At 64.0% G+C, this 19,158-nt stretch carries 23 protein-coding genes; 14 read left to right on the top strand and 9 right to left on the bottom strand.

The window, feature by feature from the left end; translation table 11 throughout:
* Positions 1 to 129: 129 nt before the first annotated feature.
* The 4 genes from cobU to BLV15_RS10655 are packed head-to-tail and all read left to right on the top strand — an operon-like array spanning position 130 to position 3,005.
* Positions 130 to 651: a bifunctional adenosylcobinamide kinase/adenosylcobinamide-phosphate guanylyltransferase gene (cobU, locus tag BLV15_RS10670; protein ID WP_090227752.1), complete on the top strand. Its 522-nt coding sequence runs from the start codon at positions 130 to 132 to the stop codon at positions 649 to 651.
* Positions 648 to 1,694, top strand: a complete 1,047-nt coding sequence (gene cobT / locus BLV15_RS10665) for a nicotinate-nucleotide--dimethylbenzimidazole phosphoribosyltransferase (RefSeq protein ID WP_090227749.1) — start codon at positions 648 to 650, stop codon at positions 1,692 to 1,694. Before cobU ends, cobT begins: the two co-directional genes overlap by 4 nt.
* Entirely contained in the window at positions 1,691 to 2,248 is a 558-nt protein-coding gene (cobC, locus tag BLV15_RS10660) for an alpha-ribazole phosphatase family protein (protein WP_090227746.1), read from the top strand. The genes cobT and cobC overlap by 4 nt, the downstream gene beginning before the upstream one ends.
* Before the next feature lie 28 nt (positions 2,249 to 2,276).
* On the top strand, positions 2,277 to 3,005 hold the full coding sequence (locus BLV15_RS10655; RefSeq protein WP_090227743.1) for an adenosylcobinamide-GDP ribazoletransferase: 729 nt from the start codon (positions 2,277 to 2,279) through the stop codon (positions 3,003 to 3,005).
* 86 nt (positions 3,006 to 3,091) lie between these two features.
* Here BLV15_RS10655 and BLV15_RS10650 read toward each other — a convergent pair whose 3' ends face one another.
* Positions 3,092 to 3,619 (bottom strand): BRO-N domain-containing protein, encoded by a 528-nt coding sequence (locus BLV15_RS10650; protein WP_090227741.1) that lies wholly within the window; start codon positions 3,617 to 3,619, stop codon positions 3,092 to 3,094.
* A gap of 94 nt (positions 3,620 to 3,713) precedes the next feature.
* Between BLV15_RS10650 and BLV15_RS10645 the strand changes: the two genes are divergently transcribed.
* Positions 3,714 to 3,989 (top strand): helix-turn-helix domain-containing protein, encoded by a 276-nt coding sequence (locus tag BLV15_RS10645; protein WP_090229040.1) that lies wholly within the window; start codon positions 3,714 to 3,716, stop codon positions 3,987 to 3,989.
* A 470-nt stretch (positions 3,990 to 4,459) separates the two neighbouring features.
* On the opposite strand, the gene BLV15_RS21835 is transcribed toward BLV15_RS10645, so the two are convergent.
* The 4 genes from BLV15_RS21835 to BLV15_RS10635 all read right to left on the bottom strand — a co-directional run bounded on the left by BLV15_RS21835 (position 4,460) and on the right by BLV15_RS10635 (position 7,925).
* Complete coding sequence (locus tag BLV15_RS21835; protein WP_139210705.1) at positions 4,460 to 5,401, bottom strand: S-4TM family putative pore-forming effector; 942 nt, start codon at positions 5,399 to 5,401, stop codon at positions 4,460 to 4,462.
* Positions 5,402 to 5,405: 4 nt separating this feature from the next.
* The gene (locus tag BLV15_RS21830; RefSeq protein ID WP_139210704.1) at positions 5,406 to 6,392 is read right to left on the bottom strand and encodes an SMODS domain-containing nucleotidyltransferase; all 987 of its coding nucleotides are present in this window, start codon (positions 6,390 to 6,392) and stop codon (positions 5,406 to 5,408) included.
* 148 nt (positions 6,393 to 6,540) lie between these two features.
* Complete coding sequence (locus tag BLV15_RS10640) at positions 6,541 to 7,311, bottom strand: nuclease-related domain-containing protein (RefSeq protein ID WP_090227738.1); 771 nt, start codon at positions 7,309 to 7,311, stop codon at positions 6,541 to 6,543.
* 284 nt (positions 7,312 to 7,595) lie between these two features.
* Positions 7,596 to 7,925, bottom strand: coding sequence for a four-helix bundle copper-binding protein (locus BLV15_RS10635; RefSeq protein WP_090227735.1), 330 nt, complete (start codon positions 7,923 to 7,925; stop codon positions 7,596 to 7,598).
* A gap of 159 nt (positions 7,926 to 8,084) precedes the next feature.
* On the opposite strand from BLV15_RS10635, the gene BLV15_RS10630 reads away from it, so the two are divergent.
* The 4 genes from BLV15_RS10630 (at position 8,085) to BLV15_RS10620 (ending at position 10,470) form a co-directional block, all read left to right on the top strand.
* Positions 8,085 to 8,498: a MarR family winged helix-turn-helix transcriptional regulator gene (locus BLV15_RS10630; protein WP_090227732.1), complete on the top strand. Its 414-nt coding sequence runs from the start codon at positions 8,085 to 8,087 to the stop codon at positions 8,496 to 8,498.
* A 22-nt stretch (positions 8,499 to 8,520) separates the two neighbouring features.
* Entirely contained in the window at positions 8,521 to 9,726 is a 1,206-nt protein-coding gene (locus BLV15_RS10625; RefSeq protein ID WP_090227730.1) for an MFS transporter, read from the top strand.
* Positions 9,723 to 9,848 (top strand): hypothetical protein, encoded by a 126-nt coding sequence (locus tag BLV15_RS22390; protein WP_255964483.1) that lies wholly within the window; start codon positions 9,723 to 9,725, stop codon positions 9,846 to 9,848. Before BLV15_RS10625 ends, BLV15_RS22390 begins: the two co-directional genes overlap by 4 nt.
* Positions 9,849 to 9,963: 115 nt before the next feature.
* Positions 9,964 to 10,470 (top strand): glutathione peroxidase, encoded by a 507-nt coding sequence (locus tag BLV15_RS10620; protein ID WP_407072429.1) that lies wholly within the window; start codon positions 9,964 to 9,966, stop codon positions 10,468 to 10,470.
* 94 nt (positions 10,471 to 10,564) lie between these two features.
* Here BLV15_RS10620 and BLV15_RS10615 read toward each other — a convergent pair whose 3' ends face one another.
* The 3 genes from BLV15_RS10615 to BLV15_RS10605 form a co-directional block, all read right to left on the bottom strand.
* Positions 10,565 to 11,833, bottom strand: coding sequence for an OmpP1/FadL family transporter (locus BLV15_RS10615; RefSeq protein ID WP_090227725.1), 1,269 nt, complete (start codon positions 11,831 to 11,833; stop codon positions 10,565 to 10,567).
* Between the two features lie 203 nt (positions 11,834 to 12,036).
* Entirely contained in the window at positions 12,037 to 12,891 is an 855-nt protein-coding gene (locus BLV15_RS10610) for a sulfurtransferase (protein ID WP_090227721.1), read from the bottom strand.
* Positions 12,892 to 13,215: 324 nt separating this feature from the next.
* On the bottom strand, positions 13,216 to 14,277 hold the full coding sequence (locus BLV15_RS10605; protein ID WP_090227718.1) for an SMP-30/gluconolactonase/LRE family protein: 1,062 nt from the start codon (positions 14,275 to 14,277) through the stop codon (positions 13,216 to 13,218).
* Positions 14,278 to 14,408: 131 nt separating this feature from the next.
* Here BLV15_RS10605 and rnd point away from each other — a divergent pair, with 131 nt between their 5' ends.
* From rnd to BLV15_RS10580, 5 genes are all read left to right on the top strand, one after another.
* Positions 14,409 to 15,548, top strand: a complete 1,140-nt coding sequence (gene rnd / locus BLV15_RS10600; protein WP_090227715.1) for a ribonuclease D — start codon at positions 14,409 to 14,411, stop codon at positions 15,546 to 15,548.
* Positions 15,545 to 15,838: a YcgL domain-containing protein gene (locus BLV15_RS10595; RefSeq protein ID WP_090227713.1), complete on the top strand. Its 294-nt coding sequence runs from the start codon at positions 15,545 to 15,547 to the stop codon at positions 15,836 to 15,838. The genes rnd and BLV15_RS10595 overlap by 4 nt, the downstream gene beginning before the upstream one ends.
* Before the next feature lie 3 nt (positions 15,839 to 15,841).
* Complete coding sequence (locus BLV15_RS10590) at positions 15,842 to 16,774, top strand: D-2-hydroxyacid dehydrogenase (RefSeq protein ID WP_090227710.1); 933 nt, start codon at positions 15,842 to 15,844, stop codon at positions 16,772 to 16,774.
* A gap of 120 nt (positions 16,775 to 16,894) precedes the next feature.
* Positions 16,895 to 17,344 carry a YcgN family cysteine cluster protein gene (locus BLV15_RS10585; RefSeq protein ID WP_090227708.1) on the top strand — a complete coding sequence of 150 codons (450 nt, stop codon included), beginning with the start codon at positions 16,895 to 16,897 and terminating at the stop codon, positions 17,342 to 17,344.
* A gap of 62 nt (positions 17,345 to 17,406) precedes the next feature.
* A complete protein-coding gene (locus BLV15_RS10580) occupies positions 17,407 to 18,630 on the top strand; it encodes a hypothetical protein (RefSeq protein ID WP_090227705.1) in 1,224 nt (407 codons plus the stop codon).
* A 4-nt stretch (positions 18,631 to 18,634) separates the two neighbouring features.
* Here the strand turns inward: BLV15_RS10580 and BLV15_RS10575 are convergent, their stop codons facing one another.
* Positions 18,635 to 19,012 carry a YgaP family membrane protein gene (locus BLV15_RS10575; protein ID WP_090227702.1) on the bottom strand — a complete coding sequence of 126 codons (378 nt, stop codon included), beginning with the start codon at positions 19,010 to 19,012 and terminating at the stop codon, positions 18,635 to 18,637.
* Positions 19,013 to 19,158 lie beyond the last annotated feature (146 nt).

The following is a 19,158-nucleotide window of genomic DNA, read 5'->3' as shown; positions in this document are numbered from 1 at the left end:
CCTGCCGAAATCCCGCCCGGTGGATCGGTGGGGCGCGATCCACCCTACGTTTACACCGATCCGTAGGGTGGATGTCGCCTTTCACATCCACCGCTTTTCGATCACCCCATCCTCTGGAAACGCTGAACCATGCCTGAACTGATCCTCGGCGGCGCCCGCTCGGGCAAGAGCCGCCTGGCCGAGCGTCTGGCGGCGGAGTCCGGCCTCGAGGTGGTCTATTTCGCCACCAGCCAGGCGCTGGACGGTGAGATGTCCAGCCGCATCCGCGCCCATCGCGAACGCCGCCCGGCGCACTGGGGACTGGTCGAGGAGCCGTTGCGACTGGCGAGCGTGCTGCGCGAACAGGCGGCCGACGGGCGCTGCCTGCTGGTCGATTGCCTGACGCTGTGGCTGACCAACCTGCTGATGCTGGACGACCCGCAGCGCCTGGCCGCCGAGCGCGATGCGCTGCTCGACGCCCTCGCCGAGCTGCCGGGGCGAATCCTGTTCGTCAGCAACGAAACCGGCCTCGGCGTGGTGCCGATGGGCGAACTGTCGCGGCGTTACGTCGACGAGGCCGGCTGGCTGCACCAGGCCCTGGCCGAACGCTGCGAGCGGGTGGTTTTCACTGTCGCCGGCCTGCCGATGATTCTCAAGGGAGCACCGTTATGATCATCGATTGGTGGCGGCAGGCCTGCCGTCCGCTGGACCTCGCCGCGCGCGCCGAGGCCGAGGCGCGCCAGGCGCAACTGACCAAGCCGACCGGCTCGCTGGGCCAGCTGGAAGGGGTCGCGCTGGCGCTGGCCGCCCTGCAGGGCGGCCGACCGGATATCCGCCTGCCGTGGATCGCGGTGTTCGCCGGCGATCACGGCGTGGTCGCCGAGGGCGTCTCGGCCTATCCGCAGGAAGTCACCGGGCAGATGCTGCGCAACTTCGTCGGCGGCGGCGCAGCCATCAGCGTGCTCGCCCGCCAGTTGGATGCGCGCCTGGAAGTCGTCGATCTCGGCACCGCCTTTCCGCTCGAAGCGCTGCCCGGCGTGCTGCACCTGAACCTCGGCGCCGGCACCGGCAACTTCGCCTGTGAAGCAGCGATGAGCGACGCGCAACTGCGCCTGGCCCTGCAGGCCGGCCGCGACAGCCTGCTGCGCGCCAAGGCCAGCGGCGCCGACCTGTTCATCGGCGGTGAAATGGGCATCGGCAACACCAGCGCCGCCAGCGCCCTGGCCTGCGCGCTGCTGGGCCTACCGGCGCGCGAGCTAGTCGGCCCCGGCACCGGCCTGGATGCCGGCGGCGTGGCACGCAAAGCGGCAGTGATCGCGCGCGCGCTGGCGCTGCACGGCGCGTTTCTCGGCGATCCCTTCGAGGTGCTGCGCCGCCTTGGCGGCTTCGAGATCGCCGCGCTGACCGGCGCCTATCTCGCCGCTGCGCAGGAGGGCGTGGCGGTGCTGGTAGACGGCTTCATCTGCAGCGTCGCCGCGCTGCTCGCGGTGCGCCTGAATCCGGCCTGCCGCGACTGGCTGCTGTTCGGCCACCGCGGCGCCGAGCCCGGCCATCGCCGTGTACTCGATGCGCTGGCTGCGCAACCGCTGCTCGACCTCGGCCTGCGCCTCGGCGAAGGCAGCGGCGCGGCGCTGGCGGTGCCGCTGCTGCGCCTGGCCTGCGCGCTGCACAACCAGATGGCCACCTTCGCCGAGGCGGCGGTGTCCGACCGATGAGGCTCGACCTGCTGCGCCACGGCGAGACCGAATCCGGCGGCGGCTTTCGCGGCAGCCTCGACGACGCGCTGACCGCCGTCGGCTGGCAACAGATGCGCAGCGGCATCGCCGCGTGCGGCCCCTGGGATGCGCTGGTCAGCTCGCCGCTGCAACGCTGCGCCGCCTTCGCCGACGCCCTGGCCGCCGAGCGCGGCCTGCCGCTGCACCTGGAGGCGGACCTGCGCGAACTGCATTTCGGCGAGTGGGAAGGGCGCAGCGCCGCCGAACTGATGGAAACCGACAGCGAGGCGCTGGGGCATTTCTGGGCCGACCCCTACGCCTTCACGCCGCCCGGCGGCGAGCCGCTGGCGGCCTTCGAGGCGCGCGTGCTCGGCGCCCTGGCGCGGCTGCAACGGCGCTTCGCCGGGCAGCGCGTGCTGCTGGTCACCCATGCCGGCGTGATGCGCCTGCTGCTGGCGCGCGCACGCGGCCTGCCGCGCGGCGAACTGCTTTCGGTGGTGGTCGGCCACGGCGACTGCCATCGGCTGGACCTCACGATAGATGCAACCCCGTAACCTGCGCCGCGCGCAGCGCTGGAGCCCCATGCAGCCGTTCCTGATCGCCCTGCAATTCCTCACCAGCCTGCCGATCCGCCTGCCCGGCGTGCCCAGCCCGGAGCAACTGGGCCGCTCGCTGCTGTTCTACCCGCTGGTGGGTGCACTGATCGGGACTATCCTGCTCGGCGCCAACGCGCTGCTGGCCGGCAGCCCCGCCGCCCTACATGCCGCGTTGCTGCTGGCGCTCTGGGTCGGCCTGAGCGGCGCCCTGCACCTGGACGGCCTCGCCGACAGCGCCGATGCGTGGCTCGGCGGCCTGGGCGACCGCGAACGCACCCTCGCCATCATGAAAGACCCCCGCAGCGGCCCGATCGCCGTGGTGGTGCTGGTGCTGGTCCTTCTCCTCAAATTCGCCGCCCTGCTGGCGCTGCTACAACACGGCGACACCCAGGCACTCTTCCTCGCCCCCATCCTCGCCCGCGCCACCCCGCTGGCGCTGTTCCTCACCACCCCCTACATCCGCCAAGGCGGCCTGGGCCAGGCCCTCGCCGACCACCTGCCACGCCACGCCGCACGCTACACGCTGGCCGCCACGGCGCTGGGCGCTCTGCTGATCGCAGGCTGGAGCGGGGCAGGGGCTCTGCTACTCGCGGCGGCACTATTCGCCTACCTGCGGCGGACGATGATGAAGCGGCTGGGGGGATGTACGGGGGATACGGTGGGGGCGGTGTTGGAGTTGGTTGAGGTTGTCGTTCTGGTGGGGTTGGCGCTTTAGTCGATCGGGTGGGAGCAAAGGATCATGAGTTGCCTGGAAACGCTGCAAACCCAGTGAAATGGAACATCCCATGTTGATGGCGGTGTTCAGCGCGCTGCACCGGCTCGGGAGCGCCCACGCCACCAGCGCGCCAACCACGATTGGCGCTTGCCTGGTGCTGAGCGGGCCTGCCGATGGAAGCGCGGTAACTCGCCCAGGGCAATCCACAGCTCACCTTGCCACTCCAGCAAATTGACCTGCTGGTTGTCCCAGGCCATCAGGCAGCGCGATGGCTCATGCCCGTCTCCCGCCTCACTGTCGCGCAGCGCCGGCAAGGCCACATGGCTAAGCCAGCGGCGTAGATGGCGGTTCTCCGGATGCGAGAAGCGGCACAATGCTCTGTAAATGCCTGACTCGCTGAGCACCTCCACCGCCTCCAACTGCCCGCTGGCCAGCCGGAAATGCACCGTCCGGACCTGGTCGGCATCCATCAGCCGACAGATCCGCTCCGGGTGGCGATGACCCAGCAACCGCGCAAACTCCTGGGCACAGAACCACGGCTGGCGGTCGATCATCACCCCGCGTAACGGGCGGTTATGGCGCATCAGCACGATAGGGATGTAGGCATCTTCCATGAGGCCTCCGGCAATCCAGTTCGCATAATCTTAAAATCAGATATCTGGAGAGTAGATATACCGTACCTGTCCTGTCAACGGACGGATGCCTCCTGTGGAAAAGTCGGTTTATCGAGACGAAAATCTGGTTTTCTTGAAATTGCTCAAACAATGTCGAGCCGAAGCAGGGCTGACCCAGGGCGATTTCGCCAAAGCACTTGATCGCCCACAGTCATTTGTCAGTGACGTAGAACGCGGGTTACGCCGACTGGATCTGATACAGCTACGGGATATCTGTCAGGTGCTGGGCATTAGCTTGAGCAGCTTTGTGCAGCGGTTTGAGGATGAGTTGGCTGGCAATGGTGAAGGGGACAATAGAGCGTTTGATTAAGCGCAAGGGCGTCGGGTTACTGGCACATCCAGAACGGCGTACCACAAAGAAAATAAATCTGTCCCCTTTCCCCCTTTATAGGTTGGACCGTAAGTTTTTTTGTTGTTCATTGGTTAAACTTAAATTGGCATTCAAATATTTTGATTTTTGTTTGGCCAAGCGTTTCCCTTGATAGCAATTACCAATGATGGATTGTTATATTGAGTGCTAGATAATACTAATATGCAACCCAGGATTACCCCGTGGTTCGCACGGAGTCTGGGTGAGAGACGTTTCGGGTGCTGAGAAAACAGGGCTTCCTGTTGGCTCTGAAAACACAGTATCGGATAGGCATGAGAATCTAAACAGAACGAGAAAATTTAGTTTGATGCAACTAAAACTAGGTGTGTCAGACACTCTAAGGGGAGTAAAGGGGGAGCATGGGACCCGAAAACCTTGCTCCCCCCACCGACCCCTTCACGTGCAAATGATTAGCGAACGGTTTTCTCTGCGAGCTTATTTTGTATGTCTGTTGCAGAGTAAGACATTGTGTCCTCAAGTTCGTCACGAAGTATCCAGTAAAACCACTCTGGGATTGGCCAAGCGCTTGCTCTGTATGTATATATGCTGTTTTGGATTTCGCGGCACATTTGCATAATCCAATTGTCATCTGTGTCAGGCGTGATACCATCCATTGTGTCTGAAAGAAGGTCTTTAATTTCTTGGGTGTGTTTGATTGTTTTGTTATTCAATTCATATATAGTATGGGCATATGTGAATACTGGCATGAAGATGGAGACAATATTCAAGAGCGTTGACTGTGTGTCAGGGTTTAGCAACACAGCAGTCAAGGCAATTGTGGCCGTAAGTGCAAATGAGATTAATATCACGGATTGTCTTATCTTCTCTCTCAATTCGATATCCCAACTTAAGCAAGAGTATTGACAGACCAATACTCCCAAAGGGTGGGGTGTGCTTGGGCGAACGCTGTACCAATTTTGCAATGCTTGAGTGTCGGGGTTTTTCTTGAAGTGCTTGCGGGCAAGATTGTTGATCTTCTCGATTGCTGGTTTTTTACCAGCCGAAGCACTATTCCAAGAAAGTTGGAAAATTTCAGTGTCGAACAGTTCTTGTATTTTTGCCCCGAGCTCAATTTGTTCGGATGTTTTCACCTTTAAAAATACTATTTCGAACAAAGTGAAAAACAATGTTACAACAACAATGGTGGGGGAAATGTCTTTTTGAGGGGTGTTCAGAAGCGCTGGCATTATGGGGCTATTGATGACTACAGATGCTAGCGTGATTACAAAGGCTATGAACACAAGTGCAATTTGTATTCTTCCTAGAAATTTGGCGTTTTTGTACGCCTGCCGAAAGGCAGCAATTCTATCAATCGAATTGCTGCTGTTTTGGTCTTCATTAATGGTGTTCATATAGTCAACTGTACGCTGGGAATGTTGTACCGAAAACCTGTCTCCATTTTCTAAAGCACTCTTCGATATCGGTATTTTCGGCTACCCTCGCTTCAATAGACTTGTTGTAGTCTTCATGGGCACGGCTGTATATCTTGCTCTTTTGGTCGAGGGTTAAGTTGTTCAAGTTTCCTTGAAAGCCTTTAGGGTCTGTTACAACAGAGTAAATTTTATCCCGGATGTGCGCAAGTAAGCCTGGAATTTCCAGGTCGACATAGGATGATGCGCTGGTTCTCCATTGGTAGTAATTGAGTATCATGACCTCCAGTAAGTATGAAGGTATTGTAGGCATGGTCGGACGGCTGTTCCAGAACTTAATGATTCTGATGACGTTAAGTACATTTCCGGAGTTTGCTTGGTTGATTGTTGTTGTTCTGTCCTTGTCAATTCTAGGGTCAGTTTTCTTCCATTTCCCTTGTCCGTCGGGAATTAGGTAGTTGTCTACATCCGTATAAAAGCAGGGAACAATATCAAAGCTCCAATCACGTGTGGTGAGCTGGAGTCTCACGGCTTCTTGTCGAGTATTGATTTCTGATGAACGGTATTCGTAAATGTTGCCAAGCTCAATTTTAAAATTGTTGAGAACCTTGATTGAGTTAAGGGTCTTATTGTCATCATTCGTAAATCTGTAAAGGTTAGAGTTGGTATCATTGACATATATGTCAATGCCTTCGTTGCCTGCAAATTCGTTATAAGTTGCGCCTTGGGCATTTAGGCAAAACATCATGTCTACATCATCGAGCGGACGCTTTTTAGTTCTCCTTGAGAATGATCCAAAGTGGATGTTGTGTTCAGATAGCAATTTAGGAAACGACGAAGAATTCGTTTCTATCTGATTGATTCGAGTTTCTAGATTGACTCGATCCTGCTTGGCTTTGGCCGAATCATTGGGGTCTAGATTCACTGTGTCAGAAAGAAAGGTAGTAAAGGCGGTATTAATGTTTGTTGTCATCGGTTCCGTTCCTGCACTGCGTCCTATGATGTCTCACTGATATTGCTACAAGGGCGGCGCAATCCAACTGGTCTGATTAGCGTGGATGTATTCATTTACAACATAGGTAATAGGGGACAGACCACAATTTACAGTTCCCTCCTACATTTCAAATGCTCTGCATCGTCCGGCACTTGGGAAACCCCGAACATCCCCAAAACTGCTGCCCCGCTTTCGGCCCTGACTTCACGGTGCGGATCAGCAGTGCGCTGCCACATTTCGGACATTGCCGCTCTGCAGTCGGATCACTCCGGCGCTTGAGGTTCTGCACATGCTCGCGATGGGTGGCGAGCGTCGGCGCGTGGCGGCCGGTTTGCAGGGCTTTCAGCATGGCGTCGACTTCGGTCTCGCTGAATACCGGATGCCGGAACGAATGGATATAGCGGATAAAGCCGATGCCCTGGGTGACGTTGGCCGGTACTTCGGTCTTGAAGGTGCTGCCGCCGACGAAGGTGATCACCGAGTGCAGGTGCTCGGGGCTGACGCCGAGGGTGGCTTCCAGCGCCTTGAGGTGTTTGTAATTCTGCCTTAGCGGGTTCTGGAATTTGAAGGTGTGTTTGTAGAGCTTCTGCGTCCACTGCGCCTGCTTCTCGCTGCCGAAGATCCAGCCGCTCATGTTCTTCGTTTCCAGCACGAAGAGGCCGTAGGGCGAGAGGAAGACGTGGTCGATCTGCGTGGTGCCGTCGGGCGTGTTCAGAGTGACGTTGTGCAGGCGGCGGTAGGTTTGCCTATCCAGCTGCCAATGGGCGAACAGCCGCACCAGGAGTTCGCCGATATGGCCCTTGGCCCACGGCGATTTGAGCAGGCCGATCAGCAGCAAGGTGGGAATCAACCAGGTGGCCGTGCTGAACAGTGGGCGGAGTATTACGGCGTAGTCCATTGCTTCTTCCTTGAGCAAAGCCTTTTGGCAGCCATTGCGATCCGAAAGGTCGAGGCTGCGCGCGGACTCGGACAATGGCTAATTGCCTCGCTTGGCTCAAGGGCTACAGCGTCCACCGATGACAATCGGTAACGGGCGGCGTGACGTGGAAGAAACCCCACGAAGATGCCGGCACACGAGCGCGCTTTTACCGGTCGACGCAAACTGGGCGATGGCAGCTGCAGGCCATCAACAACGAATGGCAGGGAGGATCTTTCCGATCATCCCTGAACGCAGGCCCGCCCCTACGCCACCATCGCCTCGCACTCCGCCGCGCAGCGCTGGCAGGCCTGGGCGCATTGCTGGCAGTGCTCGTGGGAGTGGCGGGCGCATTCCTCGGCGCAGGCCTGGCAGGCGAGGGCGCAGAGGTGGCAGGTTTCTTCGGCGAGGTCGCTGCCGCGGACCATCAGGGCTTCGGCGAGGCGGCAGAGGTCGGCGCAGTCTCGGTCGAGGCGGATGCAGGCGGCCATCATGGTCACGTCGTCTTCGCGCAGGCAGGCGGCGGCGCAGGCTTCGCAGGCAATGACGCAGGCGCTGCAGGCCTGGATGCATGAGAGATAGCGTTGCTCGGTCATCGGAGCGCTCCATGGTTTACAGCGTTTGACCACTAGTGACCGGTGCTTTGGTGTGCAGTTCTGAGGCGGCGGACGGAAGGCGACTCACGGGCATCCGTTAGCCTTCCCAAGGTTGCGACGATTTGACGCCGAAGCTAATGCGGGTATATACACGCATCCATGACGACGACCCATTGCCTCTGCACCCAACTGCGTCGCACCGCCCGGGGTGTGACCAAACGCTATGACGACGCCCTGGCCGGCGCCGGGCTGACCACGGCGCAGTTTTCCCTGCTGCGCCATCTCGAGCGGCTCGAATCGCCGAGCATCACCGACCTCGCCGCCGCTATGGGGCTGGAGCGCAGCACGCTCGGCCGCAACGTGCGCGTGCTGGAAGGCCAGGGGCTGCTGGAGCTGGGCAATGCGGTCGACCAGCGCAACCGCCTGGTGTCGATGACCGCGCTGGGCCGTGCGCGGCTGGACGACGCGCTGCACGCCTGGAACGACGCCCAGCTACAACTGACGCAGAAGTTCGGCAGCGAGAAGCGCGCGGCGTTGATCGCGCTGCTCGACGAGCTGCATGCCCTCGAATGAAAACAAAAACTTAGGAGTTCACATGGCTGCGTCTTCGCGCCCGATGTTCTGGATCATGCTGTCGGCGGCGCTGATCCTCGCCCTGTCCCTCGGCACCCGCCACGGTTTCGGCCTGTTCCTGCCGCCGATGAGCGCCGAGTTTGGCTGGGGGCGCGAGGTGTTCGCCTTCGCGATCGCGCTGCAGAACCTGATCTGGGGGCTGGCGCAACCCTTCGCCGGTGCGCTGGCCGATCGCTTCGGGGCGATTCGCACGGTGGTCATCGGCGGCGTCCTCTATGCCCTCGGCCTGGTGCTGATGGGCTTCTCCGACTCGCCCTGGTCGCTGTCGCTGAGCGCCGGCCTGCTGATCGGCCTCGGCCTTTCTGGCACCTCGTTCTCGGTGATTCTCGGTGTGGTCGGCCGCGCCGTGCCGATGGAGAAACGCAGCATGGCGATGGGCGTTGCGGCGGCGGCGGGCTCGTTCGGCCAGTTCGCCATGCTGCCCGGCACGCTGGGCCTGATCGGCTGGCTCGGCTGGTCGGCGGCGCTGCTGGTGCTCGGCCTGATGGCGGCGCTGATCGTGCCGCTGGCGGGCATGCTGCGTGATCGTCCGCAGCCGGTTCAGGCCCACGAGCAGACGCTCTCCGAGGCCGTGCACGAGGCGGTTGGCCATTCGGGATTCTGGCTGCTGTCGCTGGGCTTCTTCGTCTGCGGTTTTCAGGTGGTGTTCATCGGCGTGCACCTGCCGGCCTATCTGGTCGACCAGCATCTGCCGGCGACGGTCGGCACCACGGTGCTGGCGCTGGTCGGGCTGTTCAACGTCTTCGGCACCTATATCGCCGGCTGGCTCGGCGGGCGGATGTCCAAGCCGCGCCTGCTGACCTGGCTGTACCTGGCGCGCGCAGTGGTGATCACGGCCTTCGTCTTCACCCCGCTGACGATCTGGACCGCCTACGCCTTCGGCATCGCCATGGGGCTGTTGTGGCTGTCGACGGTGCCGCTCACCAACGGCACCGTGGCGACCCTGTTCGGCGTGCGCAACTTGTCGATGCTCGGCGGCATCGTCTTCCTCTTCCACCAGTTGGGCGCGTTCCTCGGCGGCTGGCTGGGCGGCTATCTGTACGACAGCACCGGCAGCTACCAACTGGTCTGGCAGTTGTCGATCCTGCTCAGCCTGATCGCGGCGGTGCTCAACTGGCCGGTACGCGAGAAGCCGGTGGCGCGTCTGGCGGCAGGGCCGGCGGCGTGACCCGGAGCCTGGTGCTGCGCCTCGGCGCCGCGCTTGGCGTGGCGGCGCTGCTGGCGATGGCCTGGTTCGGCTGGCGCGCCGGTGGCATCGCCTTGTTGCAGTTGGGCGTCGGCGTCTGTTGAACGGCGATTGCCGCTGCCTGCTCCGGCAGCTCGCCTGAACCGACCTCATCAGGATATCGCCATGACCCTATCCCGCTTTCTGCCGCTGGCGCTGCTCACCTCGCTGGCCTCGCCGATGCTGTTCGCTGCCGACTGCCCGCCGCTGTTGCAGCATGAATTACCCAAGCTGCGCTCCAAGGACACCCTCGATCTCTGCCAGTTTTCCGGCAAGGCACTGGTGGTGGTGAACACCGCCAGCCACTGCGGCTTCACTCCGCAGTTCAAGGGGCTCGAAGCGCTCTACCAGCGCTACAAGGGCGACGGCCTGGAAATGCTCGGCGTGCCGTCCGACGACTTCTTCCAGGAAGACGACGACGCGGCGGAAACGGCCAAGGTCTGTTACCAGAACTACGGCGTGACCTTCGCCATGACGCAGACCCAGCCGGTGCGCGGCAGCGATGCCACGCCGCTGTTCCGCGAACTGGCCGCGCAGGCCGAGGGCCAGGCGCCGCGCTGGAACTTCTACAAGTACGTGGTGGATCGCCAGGGCAAGGTGGTCGGCGTATTCAACAGCAAGACCAAGCCAGACGACCCGGCGCTGGTCGAGGCGGTGCAGAAGGCCCTGTCGAGCAAGGCGGACTGAGGCAGGTATTGCCGGCGGTGCGCGCGGCGCACCCAGCGGCGAGCAAAAAAAAACGCGCGGCCTGGGCCGCGCGTTTTGGTTTTGCCGGTGACGCTTAGAAGCGGTACGAGACCTGGGTGCCGATACCGTGGGCGCTGTTTTCGTAAGTGGCGTTGTAGACGCCCTTGGTCGCGCTGGCCTGGTTGATGTCGACGTCTTCTTCCTTCAGGTAGGAGTAGGCCACGTCGATGGTCAGGTCTTCGGTCGGGCTCCAGCCGAAGCCGAGGGACAGGGTCTTGCGGTCGCCGGTCGGGATGCGCGGCGAGCGGTCCTGGTTGTTGGCCGGGCTCTGGTCCATGCCCAGGCCTGCACGCAGCACCCACTGCTTGTTCAGCTTGTAGGAGGCGCCAATGGCGTAGGCCCAGGTGTCATGCCAGTTCTGTTCTTCCGTGATGGTGCCGAAATTGCCGGCCAGCGGGGCAGGCACGCCGTCGTTCTGCACCACGATGGATTCCAGACGGCTCCAGCGGGTGAAGGTGGCGCCGCCGTAGACGGTCCACTGGTCATTCAGGTCGTGAGTGATCGAGAAGTCGGCGGATTCCGGGGTTTTCAGCTTCAGCGAAGCATCGTACTTGCTGCCCGAGAAGGGACCGAAACCAGCGCCGGTGATACGGGTATCGCCTTCGAGCTTGTAGTCGACCATCGAGTGGTAGGTCAGGCCCGCGCGGGTTTGCGGCGAGAACTCGTAGAGCACGCCGACGTTGTAGCCCAATGCGGTGTCATCGCCCTTGATGCGTGCGCGACCGTCGTTCAGGCCGGGGGTGGCGGCATTGAGCACGGCGCTTTCCAGCTTGCCGGAGATGCGGTTGACGGTCAGGCCCAGGCCGACGGACAGCTGATCGTTGAAGCGGTAGCTGACGGTGGGCTGCGCGGTGACGACCTTCACTTCGCTGTAGTCGCCGAAGTAGCGACCCTGGAAGCCACCTTCGTAGTCGGTGATCAGGCCGAACGGGGCGTAGACGCCGAAGCCGAAGGCCCACTTGTCGTTCAGCGGGTTGACGTAGTAACCGGCCGGTACGGCGGTGAACGGCACCATGTCGCCGTCGTTGCTGCCGTTGCCCGGCAAGCCGCTGGTGTCCTTGATGTCGGTCTTGGCGATGATCGCCGCGGCGCCCAGGCTGACTTCCTGGCGCTTCAGGCGCGCCATGCCGGCCGGGTTGCCGAAGACGGTGGTGGAGTCCTCGGCGGAAGAGGAGCGACCTGCGAAGTTGGTGCCCATGCCGCTGACGCTCTGTTCGTTGAGCGCGAAGCCAGAGGCGAATACCTGGCTCGAGGCCGCCGCGATGGCGATGGCGAGGGCGCTTTTCAGTGTTTTTGTTATCACGGGTTCAGGACTCCTGTTGTTAGTCGGTGTGAAACTAAACGAGCTGACTGTGTCGGCATCGTCGAAGTTCCAAGCGAGTCTTGGCTCGCAAGCGGCGCGATGATGCCTGTTCCGCAACAATCCCGGCAAGCGCTCGAAGGCTCAACCGATGAAACGGATGTTTGAGCTGTAAATGCCGGTCTAGAGCGCTTTTAAACTGACTCTCAATCGCCGATTGCGACCGGTCGGTCAACTTTCGTGATCCACTCGCTCCAGGAGCCCGCGTACAGCGGCGCCAGCGGGTATCCGGCAAGGTTAAGCGCGAACAGGTTGTGGCAGGCGGTGACCCCGGAACCGCAGTAGGCGACCAGCCGATCGGGCGAGCGCGTCTCCAGCAGGGCGGCGAAACGCTGGCGCAGCTGTTCGGCCGGCAGGAAGCGTCCATCGGCGCCGAGGTTGTCGGTGAAGGCCGCACAGCGCGCGCCGGGGATGTGTCCGGCCACCGGGTCGATCGGCTCCACCTCGCCGCGAAAACGTGGCAGGCCGCGGGCGTCCAGCAAGGTCATGTCGGGTTGCTGCAGACGTTGCAGCAGACGGTCGGCGTCGATCACCAGGCTGTCGTCCGCGGCGCCGTCGAAACCGCCGTTGCCCGCGGGAGGCACGTCGCGGGTCAACGCCAGGCCGGCTTCCTTCCAGGCTTTCAGCCCGCCATCGAGCAGATACAGACCGTCGCGCTTGCCGAGCCAGGCCAGCAACCACCAGGCCCGCGCGGCGAACGCGCCGGGGCCGTCGTCGTACATGACGACCTGGCTGTCGTCGTCGATGCCCCACTCGCGCAGGCGCTGCAGCAGCGTCGCCGGCGAGGGCAGCGGGTGCCGGCCGGTGACGCCGGGCTGCACCGGCGCGGAGAGGTCGCGTTCCAGGTCGGCGAAATGGGCGCCGGGAAGATGCCCTTCGGCGTAGCTGCACTGGCCGTAGGCGGGGTCTTCCAGGGCGAAGCGGCAATCGAGGATGACCAGGCTGGGGTGGCCGAGGCGCTGGGCGAGAGTTTGCGGGTCGATCAGGTGGGCGATGGTCATCCGGTGCTCCTGTTGCGAGGGAATCGATGGCGCATGATAAACGCCACTGGCATGTGGGCGGGGCCGCCGCCCAAACGGGTTCAGCCGTAGGGTGGATCGCGCTCCATCGATCCACCGGGCGGTGTAGCGGTGGATGAAAAGAGCGTCATCCACCCTACGCTTGAAGGGAGTCCGGTGCATCCGATGGGGCGGCGTGTACTGAGTGACGCCCAGGCGTAGGGTGGATCGCGCTCTATCGATCCACCGGGCGGTGTAGCGGTGGATGAAAAGAGCGTCATCCACCCTACGTCCGGCGGGAGTCCGGTGCGGCAGATTGCGGTGTGCTCAGCGAATCTTCAGGCGGCCTATCCGGTCATTGTCCAGGCTGCCGAAGTACAGGAAATCGCCCTGCGGTTTCACCGAGGTGACCATGCGCAGGTGCGCGCCGCTGGTGTCGTGCAGGCTCTGCACGATGTTGCCGTTTTCGTCGAGGGCGATCACCAGGCCGTAGGGCGTGGGTTTTGGCCAGAGCGCGCGCGGCAGCTTGGCGATCTGCGCCTTGAGCCACGGGTGGCGATGGAGGAAGTCTGCGTCGGCCTTGCGCGGCGTGGGCAGGGCGACCCAGAAGGTGCCGGCGCGGTCGCCCTGGAGGTTGTCCGGCAGGCCGGGCAGGTTGTCGATGAACACGTCATGGCTGCCGGCCTTGTCCCCCGTGAGCCAGTAGCGGGTGATGCGATAGCGGTAGGTTTCGTTGACCAGCACGAAATCCTCGTGCTGCGAGAGTGCCACGCCGTTGGCGAAGTACAGGTCCTTGAGCAGCACCTCGGTCTTGCCTGTAGCCGGGTCGTAGCGCAGCAGGCGGCCGTGCGGGCGCGCTTCGAGCAGGTCGAGCAGGTAGTCCGGCTGGGTGAAGGTGTCGGAGGCGTCGCTGAAATAGATGCGCCCGTCGCGGGCGATGTCGAGGTCGTCGGTGAAGCGGAAGGGAACGCCGTCCGCCTCGGTGGCGAGCACGCTGATCTTGCCGTGGGCATCGACGCTGAGCAGGCCCTTGTAGGCGTCGGCGACGATCAGCTGGCCGTCCGCGGCGAAGTCCATGCCCAGTGGGCGCCCGCCGGTGTTGACGAAGGTCTGCGGGATGCCGTCCGCACCCAGGCGCACGATGCGGCCGTCGGCGAGGCTGGCATAGAGCCGCCCACTGGCATCCACGGCGGTGTCTTCCGGCCCGTGCAGCTGGCCCTGGGCGATCAGCTCGGCCTTCATCAGCGTGTCGTTGGGCTCCAGTACGCCGGTCAGCGGCGGCGCGGCGGGCGCGTCCCAGGCGAGCGGGTCGATCACGCTCGGGGTGACGCTGAGGTAGAGCGCAGCGGCGGCGAGCAGCAGCGCGATGAAGCCGATCAACTTGGTCATGGCGGTCCTTTTCTGATTGTTCTGGGCGCAGCGTCGGAGCATAGGAGGCGGCGCAGCCGGCCGACAAGCCGTGAATCTCCGTCCCGGTGGCGCAGCGCAGTTATACTGGCGTGATAACCAAGGAGAGCCGTGTGCCCAACGATATTCACTGGATCCGTGACGACGCCACCCTGGCGCACCACTGCAGCATCTGGCGTGACTTGCCCTACGTGGCGCTGGACACCGAATTCATCCGAGTCGACACCTTCTATCCACTCGCCGGCCTGGTGCAGATCGGCGACGGCGAGCGCGCCTTTCTCATCGATCCGCTGCTGATCGGCGACTGGAAACCGTTCGCCGCGCTGCTGGAAAGCCCGCAGGTGGTCAAGGTGCTGCACGCCTGCAGCGAAGACCTCGAAGTACTGCTGCGCCTGACCGGCAGCCTGCCGGCGCCGCTGTTCGACACGCAGCTGGCCGCGGGCTACCTGGGTATCGGATTCTCCATGGGCTATTCGCGCCTGGCCCATGCCGTGCTCGGCCTCGACCTGCCGAAGGACGCCACGCGCTCGGACTGGCTGGCACGCCCGCTCAGCGACATCCAGGTGCGTTACGCCGCCGACGATGCCAAGCACCTGGCGGAAATCTACGAAGTGCTGGATCAGCGCCTGTCCGACGAGAAGCGCGCTTGGCTGCTGGAGGACGGCGCCGAACTGGTCGCCAACCTGCGCCGGGAGGTCGACCCGCGCGAGTTGTACCGCGAGGCCAAGCTCGGCTGGAAGCTGTCGCGCGCCCAGCTGGCGGTGCTCCGCGAGCTGTACGTGTGGCGCGAGGCCGAGGCCCGTCGCCGCGACCAGCCGCGCAACCGCATCGTCCGCGAGCACTGCCTGTGGCCGCTGGCGCGCTTCCAGCCGGACAACCTGGGCGCCCTGGCGAAGATCGAGGACATGCATCCGCGCACCGTGCGCCAGGACGGCGAGACGCTGATCCAGCTGATCAAGGACGCCGCCGCGCTGCCCAGGGAAGCCTGGCCGGAGGCGCTGCCCGAGCCGCTGCCAGTGGACGCCACGGTGCTGCTCAAGCGCCTGCGCGCGGTTGGGCAGGCCGAAGCCGAGAAACTGCAGATCGTCCCCGAGCTGATGCTGCGCAAGAAGTCCCTCGAGGCGCTGCTCAAGAGCGGCTATCCCGACGGCCCCTACACCCTGCCTGAATCCCTGCGTGGCTGGCGCCGCGAGCGCATGGGCCAGGCGCTGCTCGACGCCCTCGCTCCGGGCGCTGGAGAACCGACCCCGTGAAACGCCTCTGTTCCATCTACCGCAGCCCGCGCAAGCGCGAGATGTACCTCTACGTGAACCGCGCCGACGCGCTCAAGCGCGTGCCGGAAAGCCTGCTGGTCGCCTTCGGGCCGCCGCAGCATGCCTTCGACCTGGTGCTGACCCCGGAGCGCCAACTCGCGCGCGAAGACATCGCCAAGGTGCTGGAGAACCTGGAAACCCAGGGCTATCACCTGCAGATGCCGCCGCCCGAGGACGACTACATCGCCCACCTGCCGGATGAACTGCTGCGCCGCAACGACCCGGTCTGATCCATGCGCCTGCTGATCGCCGATCCTGAAAGCGCCCGCTACGCCGACCTGCTGCGTGACGCCGAGCCGTCGCTGCAGCTGCACGGCAGTGACGATCCGGCGGAGCTGGCCAGGCTGGCGGCCCGCTGCCCGGTGTGGCTCGGGGCGCCCGATCTGCTGGCGCCGCTGTTGCGCGGCGGCGCCCGTCCGCAGTGGGTGCAGTCGACCTGGGCCGGCATCACGCCGCTGCTGGCCGACGACCTGCCGCGCGATTACCGGCTCAGCCGGGCGGTCGGCGTGTTCGGCCAGGCGATGGCCGAATACGTGCTGACCTACCTGCTGGCCCACGAGCGCCAGGTTCTGTCGCGCGCGGCGCTGCAAGGGGAGGGCCGCTGGGACACGCGCACGCCGCACGGCCTCGGCGGCCGCCGTGCGCTGATCGTCGGTGCCGGCGACATCGGCCAGGCGGTGGCGCGCGTGCTGGCGCCGTTCGGCATCGAGCTGCGCGGCATCGCCCGCCAGCCGCGGGCCATCGAGCCGTTCCTGGAGGTCGCCGGGATCGACCAGCTGGAGCGTCTCGCCGCGCAGGCCGACTACCTGATCAACCTGCTGCCGAACACGCCCGACACCGGCGATCTCTACGACGCCGGCCTGTTCGCCCGCCTGCCGCGCGGCGCGCTGTTCATCAATGCCGGGCGTGGCACGGCGGTGGTCGATGCCGATCTGGTCGCCGCGCTGCAAGCCGGGCAACTGGCGGCGGCGGTGATCGACGTCTGCCGCGAGGAGCCGCCGGCGCCCGATCATCCGTTCTGGCGCGCGCCGAACCTGCTGCTCACCGGGCACACCGCGGCGCCGACGCCGCCAACGGCGATGGCACGGCTGTTCCTCGACAACCTGGCGCGTCACCGCGCGGCGGAGCCGCTGCTCGGCCAGGTGGATTTCGCCCGGGGCTACTAGGGCCGTTGGCGTTCCCCGCGACGAAACCTCGACACCCAGGCATCCGACGACGCAGCCTTGGCCCTGTCTGCGCGGAGGGCTAGACTGCCGGCCTTTTCGCACCCTCGCCGCAGTACGCCCATGGCCGCCATCGTCGAACCCTTCTGGAAGCGCAAGACCCTAGCCGAGCTCGATCGCACCGAGTGGGAATCGCTCTGCGACGGCTGCGGCCTGTGCTGCCTGCAGAAGCTGGAAGACGAGGACGACGGCAGCGTCTACTACACCCGCGTGGCCTGCAAACTGCTCGATTTGACGAGCTGCCGCTGCAGCGACTACCCGAATCGCCGCCAGTACGTGGCCGACTGCATCCAGCTCACCCCGGCGCAGGCCGACCAGTTCCGCTGGCTGCCGCCGACCTGCGCCTACCGGCGCGTGGCCGAGGGCAAGGACCTGCTGGCCTGGCATCACCTGGTCTGCGGCGACCCGGACGCGGTGCACCGCGCCGGCATCTCGCAATCGGGCAAGATGCTCAGCGAAGACAGCGTCGCCGAGGATGACTGGGAAGACCACCTGATCTTTCGCGCCGGCTGATACTCGGCCGCCGCCCGCAGGGCGCTGACCGACACCGACAGACTCCATGGGATTTCACTGCGATGCCCTCACTCCGCTGGTTGCCCTGCTGCCTGCTGTTCGTCTTCACCTCCTGCGTCCTGGCGGCGAAGAAGGTCGACCTGGACTACTCCGTGCGTTTCCTGCCGCAGGCCGATGAGGCCGAGGTCAGTCTGCGGCTGGCGAAGGGCGAAGTGGTTCGCGAGCTGGAACTCGACCTCGGCACCAGCGGGGCGTACAGCGACTTCAAGGCCGACGGCGACTGGCGTCTGAGCGGCGACCACGGGCTGTGGAAACCTTCGCGCGGCGCGGCGACGCTGAACTACCGGGTGCGCGTCAGCCATCGTCGCGAATCGGGCGCCTACGACGCGCGGATGACCGCCGACTGGGCGCTGCTGCGCGGCGACGACCTGGTGCCGGCGGCGCGCCTGTCGCAGGCCGATGGCGTCGAGCTGGTGTCGCGCCTGCAGTTCGAGTTGCCGGAGGGCTGGAACAGCGTGGAAACCGGCTGGCCGCGGATCGGCAAGAACCGTTTTCGCATCGATAATCCGGGGCGCCGCTTCGACCGGCCGACCGGCTGGATTCTCGCCGGCAAGATCGGTGCGCGGCGCCTGCGTCTGGGCGAGACCGACGTCACCGTCGCCGCACCCACCGGCGAGGGGCTGCGGCGGATGGACATCATCACCTTGCTCACCTATGTCTGGCCGCATGCGCAGGCGGCGTTCCCGCGCGATCCGGAGAAGCTGCTGATCGTCGGCGCCGGCGAGCCGATGTGGCGTGGCGGGCTTTCCGCGCCGAACTCGTTCTTCATGCAGGCCGAGCGGCCGCTGATCAGCGAGAACGGCACCAGCCCGCTGCTGCATGAACTGGTGCACGTGTTCACCCGGATCACCGATACGGACGACAGCGACTGGATCAGCGAGGGCATCGCCGAGTACTACTCGATCGAGTTGCTGCGCCGTTCGGGCGGACTCGGCGAGACCCGTTATCACAAGGTGCGCGAGCAATTGCAGCGTTGGAGTCGCGACGTGAGCAGCCTGCGCGGCGAGCATTCCAGCGGCGCGGTGACGGCGCGGGCGGTGCTGTTGCTAGAGGACCTGAACCAGGAAATCCGCGTGGCCAGCAAGGGGCGGCAGTCGCTGGACGACCTCGTCCAGGGCCTGATGCGCCTGGACAAGGTCAGCACCGACGACGTGCGGGCGATCGCCGAAACCCTGCTCGGCGAACCGTCGAAGGTGCTGGATACGCCGTTGCTGGCGGGCAGCTAGCGCCTCAGACGCCGGCTTTCGGGCTGCTCAGCGATTCGTTGCCGGTGACGGTGGCGCTGCGGGTCGCGGCGTCTGCGTTCTCGAACAGGCGGTCCAGCTTGCCGCCGCTGGCGACCTTGAAATCGCGCACGTCTTCCTTCGCCGCCCGCAGCACCTTCTTCGCCGCGCAACGCCCGGTGAAGCCGCGCACCAGGCCCATGCCGCCCATCGCCACTTCCAGCAGGCCGCCGATGCCGCCGCGGCGCAGGCCCTTGCTCAACAGCACGAAGCCGCCGGCGATGGAGGCTGCGCGCTCCCAGCCGTGCACGTTCTTCTCGGCATCGCTGCCGGGGGTGAAGGTGGAGGTGGCGCCGGTTTCTTCTTTCTGGGTGGGAATCAGCATCGTCGTTCTCCTGAAGGGTTACCTAGAACATGACTCTCGTGTCGCCGCGCTGTTCCGCAGCCCGGATGGCCGGCGCGCGTCGTTGCAGAACTTCCGCGGCGTTGTGGTCGTCCCAGTTTTAACTTCGTTTTGCGACAAGGAAGGGC

This window comes from Pseudomonas kuykendallii (genome assembly GCF_900106975.1).
Lineage (GTDB): Bacteria > Pseudomonadota > Gammaproteobacteria > Pseudomonadales > Pseudomonadaceae > Pseudomonas_O > Pseudomonas_O kuykendallii.
This window is presented reverse-complemented; position numbering and strand designations above follow the sequence as displayed.

Bases quoted from the DNA above. Each gene is read 5' to 3' on its own strand.
- cobU (WP_090227752.1), top strand. From the start codon at position 130: ATGCCTGAACTGATCCTCGGCGGCGCCCGCTCGGGCAAGAGCCGCCTG.
- cobT (WP_090227749.1), top strand. From the start codon at position 648: ATGATCATCGATTGGTGGCGGCAGGCCTGCCGTCCGCTGGACCTCGCC.
- cobC (WP_090227746.1), top strand. From the start codon at position 1,691: ATGAGGCTCGACCTGCTGCGCCACGGCGAGACCGAATCCGGCGGCGGC.
- BLV15_RS10655 (WP_090227743.1), top strand. From the start codon at position 2,277: ATGCAGCCGTTCCTGATCGCCCTGCAATTCCTCACCAGCCTGCCGATC.
- BLV15_RS10650 (WP_090227741.1), bottom strand. From the start codon at position 3,619: ATGGAAGATGCCTACATCCCTATCGTGCTGATGCGCCATAACCGCCCG.
- BLV15_RS21835 (WP_139210705.1), bottom strand. From the start codon at position 5,401: ATGAACACCATTAATGAAGACCAAAACAGCAGCAATTCGATTGATAGA.
- BLV15_RS21830 (WP_139210704.1), bottom strand. From the start codon at position 6,392: ATGACAACAAACATTAATACCGCCTTTACTACCTTTCTTTCTGACACA.
- BLV15_RS10640 (WP_090227738.1), bottom strand. From the start codon at position 7,311: ATGGACTACGCCGTAATACTCCGCCCACTGTTCAGCACGGCCACCTGG.
- BLV15_RS10635 (WP_090227735.1), bottom strand. From the start codon at position 7,925: ATGACCGAGCAACGCTATCTCTCATGCATCCAGGCCTGCAGCGCCTGC.
- BLV15_RS10630 (WP_090227732.1), top strand. From the start codon at position 8,085: ATGACGACGACCCATTGCCTCTGCACCCAACTGCGTCGCACCGCCCGG.
- BLV15_RS10625 (WP_090227730.1), top strand. From the start codon at position 8,521: ATGGCTGCGTCTTCGCGCCCGATGTTCTGGATCATGCTGTCGGCGGCG.
- BLV15_RS10620 (WP_407072429.1), top strand. From the start codon at position 9,964: ATGCTGTTCGCTGCCGACTGCCCGCCGCTGTTGCAGCATGAATTACCC.
- BLV15_RS10610 (WP_090227721.1), bottom strand. From the start codon at position 12,891: ATGACCATCGCCCACCTGATCGACCCGCAAACTCTCGCCCAGCGCCTC.
- BLV15_RS10605 (WP_090227718.1), bottom strand. From the start codon at position 14,277: ATGACCAAGTTGATCGGCTTCATCGCGCTGCTGCTCGCCGCCGCTGCG.
- BLV15_RS10590 (WP_090227710.1), top strand. From the start codon at position 15,842: ATGCGCCTGCTGATCGCCGATCCTGAAAGCGCCCGCTACGCCGACCTG.
- BLV15_RS10585 (WP_090227708.1), top strand. From the start codon at position 16,895: ATGGCCGCCATCGTCGAACCCTTCTGGAAGCGCAAGACCCTAGCCGAG.
- BLV15_RS10580 (WP_090227705.1), top strand. From the start codon at position 17,407: ATGCCCTCACTCCGCTGGTTGCCCTGCTGCCTGCTGTTCGTCTTCACC.
- BLV15_RS10575 (WP_090227702.1), bottom strand. From the start codon at position 19,012: ATGCTGATTCCCACCCAGAAAGAAGAAACCGGCGCCACCTCCACCTTC.